This window comes from Mycolicibacterium celeriflavum, from assembly GCF_010731795.1.
GTDB lineage: Bacteria > Actinomycetota > Actinomycetes > Mycobacteriales > Mycobacteriaceae > Mycobacterium > Mycobacterium celeriflavum.
The window spans coordinates 3,575,027-3,590,759 of sequence record NZ_AP022591.1 but is presented as its reverse complement, the minus strand read 5'-3'; the positions used below and the strand labels follow the sequence as shown (position 1 = coordinate 3,590,759).

16 protein-coding genes are annotated in these 15,733 nt (G+C 67.7%); 9 read left to right on the top strand and 7 right to left on the bottom strand.

Annotated elements, in window-relative coordinates; translation table 11 throughout:
* The first annotated feature begins 169 nt into the window (after positions 1-169).
* Together G6N18_RS17410 and G6N18_RS17405 are read left to right on the top strand one after the other, a co-directional pair.
* A complete protein-coding gene (locus G6N18_RS17410) occupies positions 170-1,234 on the top strand; it encodes an ATP-dependent DNA ligase (protein WP_067219387.1) in 1,065 nt (354 codons plus the stop codon).
* 57 nt (positions 1,235-1,291) lie between these two features.
* Positions 1,292-1,717, top strand: coding sequence for a hypothetical protein (locus G6N18_RS17405; protein WP_067219384.1), 426 nt, complete (start codon positions 1,292-1,294; stop codon positions 1,715-1,717).
* A gap of 43 nt (positions 1,718-1,760) precedes the next feature.
* On the opposite strand, the gene G6N18_RS17400 is transcribed toward G6N18_RS17405, so the two are convergent.
* Genes G6N18_RS17400 through G6N18_RS17390 form a run of 3 tightly spaced genes read right to left on the bottom strand, consistent with a single transcriptional unit; the run spans position 1,761 to position 4,719 of the window.
* Positions 1,761-2,273: a DUF3830 family protein gene (locus tag G6N18_RS17400; RefSeq protein WP_067219381.1), complete on the bottom strand. Its 513-nt coding sequence runs from the start codon at positions 2,271-2,273 to the stop codon at positions 1,761-1,763.
* Complete coding sequence (locus G6N18_RS17395) at positions 2,270-3,682, bottom strand: amidase (protein WP_067219375.1); 1,413 nt, start codon at positions 3,680-3,682, stop codon at positions 2,270-2,272. Before G6N18_RS17395 ends, G6N18_RS17400 begins: the two co-directional genes overlap by 4 nt.
* Positions 3,679-4,719 carry a D-2-hydroxyacid dehydrogenase gene (locus G6N18_RS17390; RefSeq protein ID WP_407663528.1) on the bottom strand — a complete coding sequence of 347 codons (1,041 nt, stop codon included), beginning with the start codon at positions 4,717-4,719 and terminating at the stop codon, positions 3,679-3,681. The genes G6N18_RS17395 and G6N18_RS17390 overlap by 4 nt, the downstream gene beginning before the upstream one ends.
* Before the next feature lie 77 nt (positions 4,720-4,796).
* Between G6N18_RS17390 and G6N18_RS17385 the strand changes: the two genes are divergently transcribed.
* The 3 genes from G6N18_RS17385 to G6N18_RS17375 all read left to right on the top strand — a co-directional run bounded on the left by G6N18_RS17385 (position 4,797) and on the right by G6N18_RS17375 (position 6,977).
* Complete coding sequence (locus G6N18_RS17385) at positions 4,797-5,534, top strand: maleate cis-trans isomerase family protein (protein ID WP_197931641.1); 738 nt, start codon at positions 4,797-4,799, stop codon at positions 5,532-5,534.
* 67 nt (positions 5,535-5,601) lie between these two features.
* Positions 5,602-6,321 carry a maleate cis-trans isomerase family protein gene (locus G6N18_RS17380; protein WP_179962318.1) on the top strand — a complete coding sequence of 240 codons (720 nt, stop codon included), beginning with the start codon at positions 5,602-5,604 and terminating at the stop codon, positions 6,319-6,321.
* A complete protein-coding gene (locus tag G6N18_RS17375; RefSeq protein ID WP_083000421.1) occupies positions 6,318-6,977 on the top strand; it encodes a GntR family transcriptional regulator in 660 nt (219 codons plus the stop codon). Before G6N18_RS17380 ends, G6N18_RS17375 begins: the two co-directional genes overlap by 4 nt.
* A gap of 2 nt (positions 6,978-6,979) precedes the next feature.
* On the opposite strand, the gene G6N18_RS17370 is transcribed toward G6N18_RS17375, so the two are convergent.
* Positions 6,980-8,446 (bottom strand): NAD-dependent succinate-semialdehyde dehydrogenase, encoded by a 1,467-nt coding sequence (locus G6N18_RS17370; RefSeq protein WP_083000423.1) that lies wholly within the window; start codon positions 8,444-8,446, stop codon positions 6,980-6,982.
* 56 nt (positions 8,447-8,502) lie between these two features.
* Between G6N18_RS17370 and G6N18_RS17365 the strand changes: the two genes are divergently transcribed.
* Positions 8,503-9,783 carry an aspartate aminotransferase family protein gene (locus tag G6N18_RS17365; protein WP_067219369.1) on the top strand — a complete coding sequence of 427 codons (1,281 nt, stop codon included), beginning with the start codon at positions 8,503-8,505 and terminating at the stop codon, positions 9,781-9,783.
* A gap of 1 nt (position 9,784) precedes the next feature.
* Here the strand turns inward: G6N18_RS17365 and G6N18_RS17360 are convergent, their stop codons facing one another.
* Positions 9,785-11,182 carry an MFS transporter gene (locus G6N18_RS17360; protein ID WP_067219366.1) on the bottom strand — a complete coding sequence of 466 codons (1,398 nt, stop codon included), beginning with the start codon at positions 11,180-11,182 and terminating at the stop codon, positions 9,785-9,787.
* A gap of 223 nt (positions 11,183-11,405) precedes the next feature.
* Between G6N18_RS17360 and G6N18_RS17355 the strand changes: the two genes are divergently transcribed.
* Together G6N18_RS17355 and gluQRS are read left to right on the top strand one after the other, a co-directional pair.
* Positions 11,406-11,774, top strand: coding sequence for a hypothetical protein (locus tag G6N18_RS17355; protein ID WP_067219361.1), 369 nt, complete (start codon positions 11,406-11,408; stop codon positions 11,772-11,774).
* Positions 11,775-11,787: 13 nt separating this feature from the next.
* Positions 11,788-12,678, top strand: coding sequence for a tRNA glutamyl-Q(34) synthetase GluQRS (gene gluQRS, locus G6N18_RS17350; RefSeq protein WP_083000424.1), 891 nt, complete (start codon positions 11,788-11,790; stop codon positions 12,676-12,678).
* Here gluQRS and G6N18_RS17345 read toward each other — a convergent pair.
* Positions 12,664-13,983 carry an acetyl-CoA hydrolase/transferase family protein gene (locus G6N18_RS17345; protein WP_083000426.1) on the bottom strand — a complete coding sequence of 440 codons (1,320 nt, stop codon included), beginning with the start codon at positions 13,981-13,983 and terminating at the stop codon, positions 12,664-12,666. The genes gluQRS and G6N18_RS17345 overlap by 15 nt on opposite strands.
* Positions 13,984-13,992: 9 nt before the next feature.
* Positions 13,993-15,240: a tRNA guanosine(34) transglycosylase Tgt gene (tgt, locus tag G6N18_RS17340; RefSeq protein WP_083000428.1), complete on the bottom strand. Its 1,248-nt coding sequence runs from the start codon at positions 15,238-15,240 to the stop codon at positions 13,993-13,995.
* A 17-nt stretch (positions 15,241-15,257) separates the two neighbouring features.
* Between tgt and G6N18_RS17335 the strand changes: the two genes are divergently transcribed.
* Complete coding sequence (locus tag G6N18_RS17335; RefSeq protein WP_067219356.1) at positions 15,258-15,707, top strand: lipoprotein LpqH; 450 nt, start codon at positions 15,258-15,260, stop codon at positions 15,705-15,707.
* Positions 15,708-15,733 lie beyond the last annotated feature (26 nt).

The window sequence follows — 15,733 nt, the reverse complement described above, 5'->3', positions numbered from 1 at the left end:
CATCGACATGGCTCGGCGCCGCCGTCCTAAGTGGCACTTGCGCGGAGGGAAAAGAGCCGATCCTCATTGGTGACGTTTCACTCCGAGCAGTCGCAAAACGCCGTACAGCCAAGACGTTTCGCGGCATTTTGTGCCTTCTCAACGCCGATCTGATGCCACAATGGGGCCGATGGACCTGCCCGTGATGCCTCCGGTGTCGCCGATGCTGGCCAAATCGGTCACATCGATTCCAGCCGACGCTTCCTACGAACCGAAGTGGGACGGCTTCCGGTCGATCTGCTTTCGCGACGGTGACGAAGTCGAGCTGGGCAGCCGCAACGAGCGACCGATGACCCGGTACTTCCCCGAGCTGGTCGAAGCAGCCAAGGCTGAACTCCCCGATCGCTGCGTCATCGACGGCGAGATCATCATCGCGACCGACCACGGCCTGGACTTCGAGGCGCTTCAGCTGCGCCTGCATCCCGCCGCCAGCCGGGTGCGAATGCTTGCCGAACAGATCCCGGCATCGTTCATCGCGTTCGACCTGCTCGCGCTCGGCGAAAGCGACTACACCGGCCGACCGTTCACGCAGCGGCGCGCCGCGCTCGTCGACGCGCTCACCGACACCGGCCAGTCGTTCCACGTCACGCCGGCGAGCACCGACCTGGCCACCGCACGCCGCTGGTTCGACGAGTTCGAAGGCGCGGGCCTCGACGGCATCATCGCCAAGCCATTGGACCTCACGTATCAGCCGGACAAGCGCGTGATGTTCAAGATCAAGCACGAACGCACCGCGGACTGCGTGGTCGCCGGCTACCGGGTGCACAAATCCGGCGAGGATGCGATCGGTTCGCTGCTGCTCGGGCTCTACAAGCACGACGGGACGCTCGCATCCGTCGGCGTCATCGGCGCTTTCCCGATGGCCCGGCGTCGCGAACTCTTCACCGAGTTGCAGCCGCTGGTAACGACATTCGACGAGCACCCATGGAACTGGGCCGCACACATGGTCGGCGATCGCACGCCCCGCCGCAACGAGGGGTCACGCTGGAACGCCGGCAAGGACCTGTCGTTCGTGCCGCTGCGACCCGAACTTGTTGTCGAGGTGCGCTATGACCACATGGAGGGCGAAAGGTTCCGCCACACCGCACAATTCAACCGATGGCGGCCCGACCGTGACCCCCGCTCCTGCACCTACGAACAACTCGAGCATCCCGTCACCTTCAAGCTCGGCGACATCGTCCCCGGCCTGGGCTGAGGAAGTAGTTTCGCCGGATGGGAGATCTAGCTGCCCCGAACGTGTGATGCTGCCTGCATGATGCTCACACGCGCCATGGCAGTGGCGGCGGCAATCGCGGGCGTCGCGATCGGATCGGCTAGCCCCGCATGGGCGGACGGTCGCCTGGAGGGCGACTTCCGATTCGTCAACGGCGCAACGTCCAACACGTGGGCGATCACCACGCAATGTAACCCCGAGGGCTTTTGCGCCGGGACGGTGTCGAGTTCCACAGGCATGATCGCCCATATCAGCCGGGGGGCCGACGGCCCGTGGATCGTCGAGCGCCACGACGTCCCGAACGGCTGGACGTGTCCCGACGGTAGTACCGGGCCGGGGGATCTGTCCTATGCGTTCGACGCCGCCACCCTGGCGGGCACCGCCACCTACACGTCGAAACCCGGGGCCTGCAACGACCCCAACGCGGGCCGGCACGAGAACCCGATCAGCTTGCAGCCGCTGTAGTCAGCCGACGAGGCCGTCGGACCGGCCCTGCGTGCGTCAATCCTCAAGTAACGCGCTGAAAGCTCAGCGTCTCCCCACGCACACCACCCATCCATAGGTCCTGGCAGGCCGCAGCCATCTCGTCGAGACCTTCGATGACAGCGCCGAATACATTGCCTGGCACCCAGCCCTGATCGCCATTGATCAGTAGGTTGTTGCGGCCGTAGAACATCGCGAGGTCGACGATCGGGCCGGTGCTTCCCGTACCCGTGCTGTTCTCGTAGCCGTAAGCGGGATTTCCCAGTTGGTCGGAGTCGAACGAGAACCAGCACAGGTCGCCCGGTATCGGCGTCACCGTGGTGTTCTCCCTACCGGGATCGACGGACGCGAACGCCGGGAACAGCGTATAGATCTCGTTGCGTGCGTACTTGCCGTGAAACACCGGTGCCGACAGGACTTTTCCGTCGGACAGCGCGTCCCACACCGCCGCGCACGTGCGTGGCGCCGCGTCGTCCAGCAGTCGGGCGACACAGCTGACGCTGCGCTTGTCCAGGGACACGGTGATCAGCCTGCTCATCGAACTCCTTGTGCGGTCAGTGCCGGCATGCGCCGGGTCCAGTCGGTGGCCGATTCGTATGCCCGCCCCACCCGCAACACCAATGCATCCGCATGCCGGGGACCGACGATCTGCAGCCCGATCGGCAGACCGGCCGCGGTGAATCCGCACGGCACGCTCAGCGCGGGCTGCTGGGTCATGTTGAACGGATAGGTGTACGGCGTCCAGGTCGCCCAGTCCGGCGACGGCCAGCCCACGGGCACATCGCGACCGGCCTCGAAGGCCGGCAGCGGCAGGGTCGGTGTGACCAGCACGTCGTAATCCTGGTGGAGGCGTCCCATTAACTCACCCAGGCGCATTCGCACGGCCATCGCGTCGAGATAGTCCGACGCCGAGAAAGTCGCACCCACCGCCGCAATCCGGCGCAGGCCGGCGTCGACCCGATCGGCCCAGTCTTCCCGGATATCACCGTAGGACTGCAACACTTTCGCCGCGCCGGAGAACCACAACACGTGGAAGGCCTCTATCGGGTCGACGAACCCCGGGTCCATCTCCTCGACCCGCGCGCCCGCGTCGGCCAGCACCGTCACGGCGGCCCGCACCGCGGCGTCCACCTCCGCATCGTTGTGCACGAATCCGAGGTTCGGCGAGAAGGCCACCCGTATACCGGCGACGCCGTCGTCGAGGCCGGCCAGAAAGGACTGTTGCGGCGTCGGCATCGCCGCCCAGTCCCGGGCGTCGAAGCCGGTGATCACATCGATCAGCGCTGCAGTGTCGGCTACCGTCCTGGTCATCGGACCGGGATGGGCCAGCGTCCCGAACGGGCTCGGCGGGTAGTGCGGGATCAGCCCGTAAGTCGGCTTGAGCGCGACCGTTCCGGTAAATGCCGCAGGGATACGCACCGATCCGCCCGCGTCAGTGCCGACCGACCACACCCCCATGCCCAGACCTACTGCTGCCGCGCTGCCGCCGCTCGACCCGCCCGCCGTCTTGGCTGGATCCCACGGATTGCCGGTCACGCCGAACCGGGGGGAGTCGGTGACGCCCTTCCACGAGTACTCCGGTGTGGTGGTCTTGCCGAGCAGCACGGCGCCCGTCTCGCGAAGTCGCGCCACACAGGGCGCGTCCTCGTCCCACGGGCCCTCCTCGTCGATGAGCCAACTGCCGCGCAGCGTCGGCCATCCGCGGGTCCACAGCGCGTCCTTGATCGACGTCGGTACCCCGTCGCCGGGTCCGAGCGGCTGCCCCGCATGCCAGCGCGCCTCGGATGCCCGCGCGGCCGCGAGCGCACCGCCGGGGTCAACGAGGACGAATGCGTTCACGGTGCCGTCGTGGGCGTCGATGGCGGCCAACGCCTCCTGCGTGGCCTCCACCGGAGAGATGGTTTTGGCGCGATAGCCCTGCACCAGTTCGACGGCCGGCGGGATCATCGCGAACTCCCCGGAACGTAGCCAAGTTTCTTGTCCACCACGTTGAGCAACGGTTCACCGGCCAGCCAGCGCCGCACATTGCCGGCGAACTGGTCCGCCAACGTCTCGCGCCAGCCCACCACGTCGCCGGCCATGTGCGCGGTGATCGTCACGTTGGGAGCGTCCCACAGCGGATGATCGGCAGGCAGCGGCTCCGTGTCGAATACGTCCAGGGTTGCGCCGCCAATGCTGTTGTCGCGCAACGCCGAAAGCAGCGCCGACTCATCGACCAGCGGACCGCGGCCGATGTTGACCAGATGGGCGTCGGCCCTCATCGCGGCCAGTACGGACGCGTCCACCAGGCCGTGAGTCGAGTTCGTCAGCGGCGCGGCCAGCACCAGGTGATCGCACCAGCCGACCTCGGCGGCCAAGTCCGCGCTCGGGCTCACATCGCCGAAGTCCGGGTCGTCTGTTCTAGCGACGCGACCGATTCCGCGCACCTGCATACCCGCGGCGCGCAGCAGCCGGGCAATCTCCCGGCCGATGCCGCCGGTGCCGACGACCAGCGCACGCGCTCCGGCGATGCCACGCGTCTCACGGTGCCGCCACCGGTGCTCGCGCTGCAGCGCGAAACTGGTGCGACTGTCCTTGGCGTTGGCGAGCACCGCGCCGAGCACATACTCGGCGATCGGGCGGTCGAACACGCCGCGGGCATTGGTCACCACAACATCGGAGTCGCGCAGTTCGTTGAAGAGCAGGGTGTCGACGCCGGCCGCGGTGACATGTATCCACTCCAACCCGGCGGCCTCGGCCCAGACGTCGCGCACCGCGGAGGAGAAGAAGTCCCAGAGCAGCAGAGCGCGGGCTCCGCGGACCGCAACGGCAAGGTCGGCCGCGGTGCAGTACCGGAAGTCGACATCCAGCCCGCCGAGACCGGGGGGCCGGTCGGTCGCCCGCGCGCACAGAACGGCGACCACGGGTCGCTCGGAACCTACTCTGACCTGCTCGAACACACCTCCACGCCGCGCGATCCGAACGCGGTCGCGGGGGGTCGGCACGCCACGAGGCTAAGGACACGCCGTATGATTGTCAACAATCTGTTGCTGGTTTCGCGTTGTGGCCTCACACTGTGGAAATGACGATCGGGGAACTGGTGCCGACCCCGCCATTGCAGCAGGTAGGCATAGGCGTGGTGACGCCATACGACTTCGCGCTCGATCGCGAACTCTGGCGCTGGGTACCCGACGATGTGAGCCTCTACGTCACCCGCCTGCGGTATGCCCCGCTGCAGGTAACGGTCGACATGGCGGTGCACATCTCCGATGCCGAACATGTGGTTGCCGGCGCCGCCAACGTGCTCGCGGTGTCGCCCCTGGTGACCGCGTACGCGTGCACCGCGGGCAGCTTCGTCAAGGGCATGGCCGGCGAGGCCGCCCTGGTCGCGGCGATGCGAGCGGCCGGCGCCCCGGCGGCGGTGACCACCAGCGGTTCCATGCTCGAGGCGTTGCGGCACCTCGGGGTCAGCAGGGTCGCGACCGTCACCCCCTACACCACGGATTTGACTGTCGGCTTGACCAGTTACCTGATGGAGGCCGGCGTGGAGGTGGTTGCCACGTCCGGGCTGGGTCTGACCTCGCGGATCTGGTCGGTGCCGTACGCGCAGACGGCAGACCTCGTGCGAGCCACCGACGTCTCCGACGCAGAGGCCATCGTCATCAGTTGCACCAACCTGCCGACTTATGACCTGATCGCCGATTTGGAGGCCGATCTGCGGAAGCCGGTGGTCACGGCCAACCAAGTGACGATGTGGGCTGCGCTGCGCGTCGCCGGGCGCAAGGCCGTCGGACCAGGGCAGCGCTTGCTGGAGACGTAGTTCCGAATGGGCCGGTTGTTAACATTGTCGACAATCTTCCCGTCGACGAATGCTCGCAGGGGGCCGCATGGCGACCGTAGGACTGCTCTACCCCGGACACAGCGCTGAAGACGACTTCGAAGCGCTGGAGGCTCGGGTGGCCGGTGAGTTACGGCTGCCTGTGGTCATCACCTCGGTCGGGGAGGACGCGCACCGGGTCGATGCGCTGTTGGACCTGGGCAGCGACGAACGTCTGGCCGACGGCGTCCGGCAGCTTGCCGACACCCGTCCGCAGGCGGTGATGTGGGCGTGTACGTCGGGCAGCTTTGTGTTCGGTCCCGACGGCGCGCGGCACCAGGCCGCGAAAGTCACTGCGGCGGCGGGTGTGCCGGCGTCATCCACCTCTATCGCATTCGTCGACGCGCTACGCCACCTCGGCATCCGACGTGTCGCCGTGGCCGCGTCCTACCCACATGACGTCGCCGAGCACTTCGTCGAGTACCTGTCCGCCGCCGGCGTGGAGGTGGTGGCGATCGGTAGCCACGGAATCATCACCGCCGCCGAGGTCGGTTCCCTGACGCCGGAACGGGTCATCGACATGGTCATCGCGGCGGACCATCCCGACGCACAGGCGGTGCTGGTTCCCGACACCGCTATGCACACGCTGGCGATCGTCGACTGGCTCGAAACCGCGGTCGACAAACCCGTGCTCACCGCCAATCAGGTGACAGTCTGGAAGGGGCTGCAGCTCGTCGGCCGCGTGCCCGCGATCCCCGGGCTGGGCCTGCTGTTCGAGGAGGCCCAATGACCGAGTTCCTCGCGCCGGTGGAACAGGAGTCCACACCGAGCATCGTTGCCGACAAGCTACGAAATGCCATCGCGCACGGCGAACTGGCCCCCGGCACTCAGCTGATCGAGGCCGACCTGGCCCGCAAGCTCGGCGTGAGCCGCGGTCCTCTGCGCGAAGGCATGCAGCGCCTGACCCAGGAAGGCCTACTCATCTCGATCCGCAACCGCGGGGTGTTCGTGATCGATATGACGCCCGAAGTGGCCTCCGACATGTACCTCGCGCGGGAAGCCATCGAACGCGCCGCCACCAGGCGGATTCTGCAGGGCCGCTACGCCGCCGCCGGCGACGAGTTGCTCGTCATCGTCGAGGAGATGGCCACCGCGGCAGATGTCGATGAGGGCAGCGAAGCCGACATCCGATTCCACGAGCGCCTCGTCGAGCTGGCCGAAAGTCCGCGGCTGTCGCGGATGCATCAGACCTATCTCGTCGAGACGCGGATGTGCGTGCACGCGCTGGCCGACACCTACGACAATCCGACCGATCGGGTGGCCGAGCACCAGGCCCTGGCCACCGCGATCAGAGCCGGCGACGTGCAGCTGTCGGACAAGCTGTTGATCGCCCACATGGAAGACGCCGTCGACCGGCTGATTGCACGCCTGGCCCGCGACGCCTGACCTCACTTGAGCGCGATGCCGACGTACTTGGTCTCCAAGAACTCGTCGATCCCCACCGCCCCGCCCTCGCGTCCGAGGCCGGACTGCTTGACGCCGCCGAAAGGCGCTGCCGGGTTGGACACCACGCCCTGGTTCAGCCCGACCATGCCGGTCTCCAGCGCCTCGGCGACGCGCAGCGCCCGCCGAAGATCATTGGTGAACACGTAGGCCACCAGGCCGTACTCCGTGTCGTTGGCGGCGGCGATCACGTCGTCCTCGGTCTCGAACGGCGTCAGTGGGGCGACGGGACCGAAGATCTCCTCGCTGGACATCCTGGCCTCACGCGGAACGCCCGTCAGCACGGTGGGCGGGTAGAAGTAGCCGTCGCCCCGGACGGCCGAGCCACCGGTCAGCACGCGGGCGCCGCGAGCCACCGCATCGTCGACCAGGGCCTGGACCTTGTGGAGCCCAGCTTCGTCGATCAGCGGACCGACCTCGACACCGTCCTCCGTGCCGCGGCCGACGACCAGCGCAGCCATCCGCTCGGCCAGTCGGCTCCCGAACTCGTCGATCACCGTCGCGTGCACGAAGATTCGGTTCGCGGCCGTGCACGCCTCGCCCATGTTGCGCATCTTGGCAGCGATCGCCCCGTCCACCGCCTCATCGAGGTCGGCATCGGCGAACACGATGAACGGAGCGTTGCCGCCGAGTTCCATCGAGGTCCGCAGCACCTTCTGCGCGCACTGCTCGAGCAGGATCCGCCCGACAGCCGTCGAACCGGTGAACGACAGCTTGCGTGCCCGTCCGGACCGGATCAGCGGTTCCATCACCGCGTTCGCATCCATCGCGGTGATGCAGTTGACGGCACCGGCAGGCACGCCCGCCTCGTCGAGGATTTCCATCAACGCCAGCATCGACAGCGGCGTCTGGTGCGCAGGTTTGATCACGCTGGTGCAGCCCGCGGCGATGGCCGGGCCCAGCTTGCGGGTGCCCATCGCCATCGGGAAGTTCCACGGGGTGATCAGCAGGCACGGCCCGACCGGCTGGCGAGCGACGAGGAACCGTGCGCCGCCGGCGGGTGCCGTCTGATAGCCGCCGTCGATCCGGGTGGCCTCCTCCGCGAAGTGTCGGAAAAACTCAGCGGCGTAAGCGATTTCACCCCTGGCCTCCGCGAGCGGCTTGCCCATCTCCAGCGTCATCAGCAGCGCCAGGTCGTTGACGCGGTCGTGCAACAATTCGAACGCCGCCATCAACATGTCGGCGCGGGCCCGCGGCGGAATGGCAGCGAAGTCTGGTTGCGCGGCGACCGCCGCGTCCAATGCCGCTCTGGCGTCGGCAGGCGTGGCGTCGGCCACCGCGCACAGCGCCTGACCGGTGGCCGGGTCGAGCACATCGAAGGTGCGGCCCCCGGTCGCGTCGGCCCACTTGCCGTCGACGAACAGTCGCTTGCCCACCGCATCGATCACTGCCTCTTCGCGATTACCGCCCACGTCGCCTCTCCTGTCGGATTGTTGACAATCTACAGCGAGCCCCTGAAGATCATGCCATGACCTCGGCGTCCACAGCCCCACAGCTCTCGCAAATCCTCAAACAGGCCACAGGTGTGCTGGCCGCCCGCGGCGAAGGGGTGCTGCTCTATGACGAGCAGGACCGCGCATACCTCGACTTCACCGCGGGCATCGGCGTGACCAGTACCGGGCACTGCCATCCACGAGTGGTGGAGGCCGCGCAGCGCCAGGTCGCCACACTCATCCACGGCCAGTACACGACGGTGATGCACCGGCCGCTGCTCACGCTCGTGGAGCGGTTGGGCGAGGTGCTGCCGGCCGGGCTGGACCGGCTGTTCTTCGCCAACTCCGGCAGCGAGGCCGTGGAAGCGGCACTGCGGCTGTCTCGGCAAGCCACCGGCCGCCCCAACGTCATCGTCTTCCACGGCGGCTTCCACGGCCGCACCGTCGCGGCGGCCTCGATGACAACCTCCGGCACCAAGTTCCGCTCGGGATTCTCCCCGCTGATGGCCGGGGTGCACGTGGCGCCGTTCCCGGATCCGGGCCACTTCGGTTGGCCGGTCGAGCAGGCCACCGACTTCGCTCTGGCTCAGTTGGACTATGTGCTGCAGACGATCAGCGCGCCCGCCGACACCGCCGCGTTCTTCGTCGAACCGGTGCTCGGCGAGGGCGGCTACGTGCCGGCCAACGAGCGGTTCTTCGCCGGGTTGCGCGAGCGCGCTGACGCCCACGGCATCCTGCTGGTCGTCGACGAGGTGCAGACCGGCTTCGGCCGCACCGGCCGCTTCTGGGGGCATCAGCACTTCCTCGGCGATTCGGGGGCGCGCCCCGACATCCTGATCACCGCCAAGGGGCTGGCGTCGGGCTTCCCGCTGTCGGGGATCGCGGCGCCCGCGGCCGTGATGGAGAAGGCGTGGCCGGGCTCGCAGGGCGGCACGTACGGCGCCAACGCGGTGGCGTGTGCGGCCGCGCTGGCCACCCTCGACGTGATCGCCGACGAACACCTGGTCGACAACGCCGCCGAGCGTGGCGCCCAGTTGTTCGAGGCGCTGCAGACCGTCGGCGACAAGTTCGACGCGATCAGCGATGTGCGCGGCCTCGGGCTGATGCTCGGCACCGAATTCCGCGATGCGGCAGGCAAACCCGACGCCGCGACCGCCGTGGCCGTGCAGCAGGAGGCCGCCCGGCGCGGCCTGCTGTTACTGACTTGCGGGGCGTGGGGCCAGGTGGTGCGGTTCATCCCTGCCCTCGTCGTCACCGCCGAGCAGATCGACGAGGCGGCCGGCATCTGGTCCGACGCCGTGAGCGCCGTCCTGTGACTCAGCGGCTGCCAGCCAGCTCGTAGTCCAACTGCGCCGGGGCCCCCGGTGTGCCGGGGATCTTCGTGCCGTAGATCGGACAGCGCGTGGTTTCGGGCACCTTGAGCAACGCAATCACCCCGATGAGACAGGCCGCCATCATGTAGAAGGCCGGCATCAGGTTGTTGCCGGTCTGAATGACCATCCAGTCGTTGACCGCCGGTGCGGTGCCACCGAAGATCGCCGTCGACACGTTGTAGGCGATTGCGAAGCCGGCGTATCGCACCTGGGTTGGGAACATCGCCGGGAAGGTCGCCGAGATGGTGGCCAGCTGCGGCACGTACAGCAGGCCCAGCACGGCGAAGCCGATGACGGCCCCGACCACACCGGTCGACATCAGCATGAACATCGGCACGACGCCGACGAACAGGCCGACCAGCGATATCCACCACAGCGGCTTGCGCCCGAACCTGTCAGAGGCAAGTCCCGCGAACGGCAGGAACACCATCATCGACAGCATGCCGATGATGGGTACGACCAGCGACATGTCGGTGGACAGCCCGATCGCGGTCTTCAGGTAGGTCGGCATGTAGCTGAGCAACGTGTAGTTCACCACGTTCAGCGCGACGACCAGACCGCCGAGCCGCAGGATCGGTCCCCAGTACTCGGCGATGAGGTCCCTGAATTCGGCCCAGATGTTCTTCTCTCGCTGCCCCTCCTGCTCGAGAGCCCTGAAAACCGGTGTCTCGTCGAGCCGGCTGCGCAGGTAGAGGCCGATCAGGCCGAGTGGAGCCGCGACGAGGAACGGTAACCGCCACCCCCACGTGTTCATCTGGTCGTCGCTCAGCACCAGCGAAAAGCCGAGCATCAGCAGCGCGCCTGCGGAGAAACCCGCCAAGGTGCCGAACTCGAGGAAGCTGCCCAGCAGCCCACGTCGACGCGCCGGCGCGTACTCGGCCATGAAGGTGGCCGCGCCGCCGTATTCGCCGCCGGTGGAGAAACCCTGGATCATCCGCAGCACCACCATGAGCACGGGAGCCCAGAACCCGATCGCGGCGTAGCTGGGGACGAGTCCGACACCCAGCGTCGCGCTGGCCATCACCAGGATCGTGACGGCGAGCACCCGCCGCCGACCGAGTCGGTCGCCGAGTGGGCCCCAGACGAATCCACCGAGTGGCCGGACGAGAAATGAGACAGCGAAAGTCATCAGGGCCAACAACGTCGCCGTGGCACCTTCGCCGGGGAAGATCGCCGCGGAGATATAGGTGACGCCGTAGGCGTAGAGACCGTAGTCGAACCATTCGGTGAAGTTTCCGACGGCCGAAGCCGCGATGGCCTTTTTCACAACGCCCGGCGGTTGGTCCTGGTCGACGGGAGAATGCTGCGGGTTGACGGCGTGCTCGGGATCTTGGGCGTCCATGGGTTCTCTCGTGTCCGTCGACGCGGCTCCCGGTGCAGTTCACTCGGCAAGCTCAGTGTGTGTCGACACCGCAGGGCCTAGCCGTTGTTTTGTTGATGGTCCAGTGCTGGACGCTTCCGTTGATACCCCATGTCGGCTCACTTCGCGCCCGTAGTCACCCAACCGTAACCGCTGACACCTGTGCAACGGTTTCACGAGGCCGACGCGTGGGCACTTCTCTGCAATGTCCGTAACCGCATTTCAGGACCTACCTCTGGCAGAGCGGGACCGCGACTGGGACGGCGACGCCGCCGAGAAGAGGGTCCGCAAATGGGCCGACGCGCAGGACGAACCGAACGAGAAGTATCGCAATGCACATGTCTGGTACGACAGCGATGAAAAGGACAACTTCACCGCCTACAAACTGCTGATCGCCGACGTGGTCGGCGACAGTCTCAAAGTCGTGCCGCGCGGGGTGATGGCGGCGGGCGCGATCATGGACGGCGCCCGCGGCGGCATCGATCTGCCCGAAGACGACATCGACCGGGTGAAAAGCCACCTCGCCAAGTACTACAAGAAGATGGGCGACGACCCGCCGTGGGAGCGCCAGTAGCTACATTGCACGGGTGACCGCAGGCAGGTTCGCCCCGAGCCCGTCTGCCGACCTGCACATCGGCAACCTGCGCACCGCGGTGCTCGCGTGGTTGTTCGCCCGCTCCACCGGACGGCGGTTCCTCATCCGCGTCGACGACCTCGACGACCGCACCTCCGTCGACATCGGCCGACGTCAACTCGCCGACCTCGAGGCGATCGGGTTGACGTGGGATGCCGTCGAGTGGCAGTCCGAGCAGCCCGACCGCTACTCCTCGGCGCTAGAGGAGCTGGCGAGTCGGGGGTTGCTGTACGAATGCTATTGCAGCCGAAAGGATATCGCGCAAGCGCCGCGGGCCCCGCACGCGCCGCAGGGCGCCTACCCGGGGACCTGCCGCGACCTCACCGACGCCGAGCGCGCGGCACGCCGGGCCGAGATCGGACGGGCGCCCGCGTTACGGCTGCGCACCGACGCGATCGTGCACACGATCGGTGACCTGCTGCACGGCGACTACACCGGCATCGTCGACGATTTCGTGGTGCGCCGGGGCGACGGCGTGCCCGCGTACAACCTCGCGGTCGTCGTCGACGACTCGGCGCAGGGCATCGACCAGGTGGTGCGCGGTGACGACCTCCTGCCTTCCTCGCCGCGACAGGCGTACCTGGCTCGGATGCTCGGATTCCCGGAGCCGACGTACGCCCACGTCGCGCTGGTGCTCAACGAGGACGGCGCCCGTCTGGCCAAGCGCGACGGCGCCGTGACACTCGCGGAAGTCGGCGCCCAACGCGCGCTCGCGCAGATCAGCGCGTCGTTGGGCTGGCGGGCCCGCGACGTCGAGGGCATGCTGGCCGAGTTCGACCCGGCCGGGCTGCCCCGCCGGCCGTGGATCTACACCCCGGAGGCTTCAGGCTCAGACGACGGGTGAGCGGCCCTTCGCCGCGCGCTCGGCGGCCGCAAGCAGGTCGTCGCGGAACCGCGGATGCGCGATCGCGGCGAGTGCCTCACCGCGTTCGCGGACCGTCTTGCCTTCCAGTTCCGCGGCGCCGTACTCGGTGACGATCACGTCGACGTGGTGTCGCGGCGTGGTGATCACCGCGCCCGGTCCGAACCACGGCACGATCCGCGACTGCAACTCGCCGTCCCTCTCGAACGTCGAAGGCAGACAGATCAACGAGCGGTCCGACAACTCGAGACCTGCACCGGCCACGAAATCCTCGGCGCCACCGACTCCGCTGAACTGATTGCCGCCGATCGTGTCGGCGACGACCTGGCCCTGAATGTCGATGGCGAGCGCACCGTTGATCGACACCATGTCGTTGTTGGCCCCGATCACCCCGGGCGCGTTGACGATCTCGACGGGCAGGAATGCGACGTCGCGGTTGCCGTCGAGCCAGGCGTACAGCTCGGCCGAGCCGAACGCGAACGTCGTCACGCTGACACCGTCGTAGATGCCCTTGCCGGTGTTGGTGACCTTGCCCGCGCGGTGCAGTTTCATGCAGCCGTCGGTGAACATCTCGCTGTGCAAACCGTATTCGCCACCGTCGCCCTCGGCCAGCAGGGTCGCGATCTGGCTGGGTATCGAACCGATACCGGTCTGCAGTGTCGCACCGGAGGTGATGAACTCGACCGCGTGGCGCGCGATCGCCGTATCGGCTTCGGTGGGCGCCGCGTCGCCGCCCGGAAGTGCAACCGGCGCATCGGTCGAGTGCACGAGGATGTCGATCTCGTCGACGTGTAGCGCGTTCCGGTGTTCACCGAGCCCGAACGTCCGCGGGTATGCGGTTGAGGACTCGACGATCAACAGCCGCTCGGGATCTGTTCCGGCGCGGCGCAATTCGTTCACCGTGCCGCCCGCGTGCAGGGACAGCGAGCACCAGCCGTCGGCGTCGGGCGGCGTTGCGACGGTCGTCATCACCCGCGGCGACTGTTGCTCGAGCAGCGGCCCGAAGCGGCGAAAGTCCGCGGGCGCGAACTCGACATTGGCGCCCGTGTCCCGCAGCGCCCGCTCGAGCGGACCGAAGAAGCCCGACAGGTAATGCACGCCGGGGCGGCCGAACAGCTCCGTGCCGACCGCGAGCAACGCGCCGTACACCCGCAGATCCGTCCAGTCCTCGCGCTCGCCGAGCGCCCGCAGGACCGCCGGCGGCTGGCCGGGTCCGAGCGGTATCCCTAACGTGTCGTCGGGAGCGAGCCGCGCGGCGGCCTCCTCGGCGGTGAGCTCGGTTGGCATGGCGTGAAACTACCGCGTGCGCGTCGCGTAGTACCGGCCCAGCACGTCGGCGCGCAGCTCGTCGAACTCGCCCGCGTCGATCGCCGCGCGCATCCGGTCGACGAGGCGAACCACGAACCGCTGGTTGTGGATGGTGCACAGCGTCGCCGAGAGGATCTCCTTGGCCTTGAACAGGTGATGCAGATACGCCCGGGTGTAGTGGGCGCAGGTGTAGCAGTCGCACTCGGCGTCGACGGGCGTGAAGTCGCGCCGGAACCGCGCGTTGGTGATGTTGAAGCGGCCGCTGGTCGAGTAGAGCGCGGCGTTGCGCGCGACGCGCGACGGGGACACGCAGTCGAAGGTGTCGGCGCCGGCGGCCACCGCGTCGAACAGGTCGTCGGGCTCACTGATGCCCAACAGGTGGCGGGGCTTGTCGACGGGCAGTTCCTCGCACACCCAGCCGACGATGGTGGCCAGGTTCTGCTTCTCCAGTGCCCCGCCGATGCCGTATCCGTCGAACCCGAGCGACACCAGACCCCGCGCGGCCTGCCGCCGCAGATCCTCGTACTGCGCGCCCTGCACGACGCCGAACAGCGCCTGTTTCGGCTTGTCCGGCCTGCTCGCCTGCAGCCGGCGATGTTCGGCCAGGCAGCGCACGGCCCAGTCATGGGTGCGCTGCACGGAGCGTTCCTGATAGCCGCGGGTGTTCACCAGTGTGGTCAACTCGTCGAACGCGAAGATGATGTCGGCGCCCAACCGGTGCTGGATGCCTATTGACACCTCGGGGGTGAATCGGTGGGTTGACCCGTCCAGGTGCGACCGGAACGTCACACCGTCGTCGTCGACGGCGGCCAGTCGCTCCTTGCCCTCGGCGATGATGTCGTCGGCCTGGACGCGCTCGGTGTCCATCGCCAGCACCTTGCGGAACCCGGCGCCCAGCGACAGCACCTGGAATCCGCCGCTGTCGGTGAACGTCGGCCCCGGCCAGTTCATGAAGGCGCCCAAACCGCCGGCCTCATCGACGATGTCCGCGCCCGGCTGCAGATACAGGTGGTAGCCATTGGCCAGAATCGCCTGAGCGCCAAGTTCTTTCATCATCTCCGGCAGCACCGCCTTGACGGTCGCCTGGGTTCCCACGGGAATGAATGCCGGGGTGTGGATCTCGCCGTGCGGGGTGCGGATGACGCCCGTGCGGCCGAAGCGCCCGGGCAGTTCGGTCACCACGCTGAAAGACGGTGCCGACGACTCTCGCGGAGCGGAAGAATTCGGCACGGCCACGCCGTAGATTCTGCACTGTGAGAAATCGGTGGGGCTGGCCGTGTTGCGCCGCGACCGTGCTGGTGCTCGCCGGATGCTCGTCGGATCCGCCGGACTACCAACCGCCGCCGGGCGAACTCGTCGCGGGCACGGCGCAGGTGACGGTCAACGGCCACGACGCCGGCACCACCGAGGCGGTGCAGTGCGACACGACGGGGTGGCTCACCACCATCACCACCGGTGATGACACGTCCGGGATCACGGTGATGCTGTCGGCCGAAGACGAACTGGCCGCGGAGTCGGTCGGCATCCACAACGTCGGCGGGTTCACCGGTAGTTACAACGCCGGGGTTGGCAGCGAGGCCGAAGCTGCTGACGTGTCTATGACAGGGCGGACGTACGACATCTCGGGCACGGCCGACGGCTTCAACACCGACGCGCCGAGCTTTCGTACTTCCGCCCCCTTCCACATCCGGCTGTCCTGCTGACGGGGCAAGATCAATTTTTCCGCGAA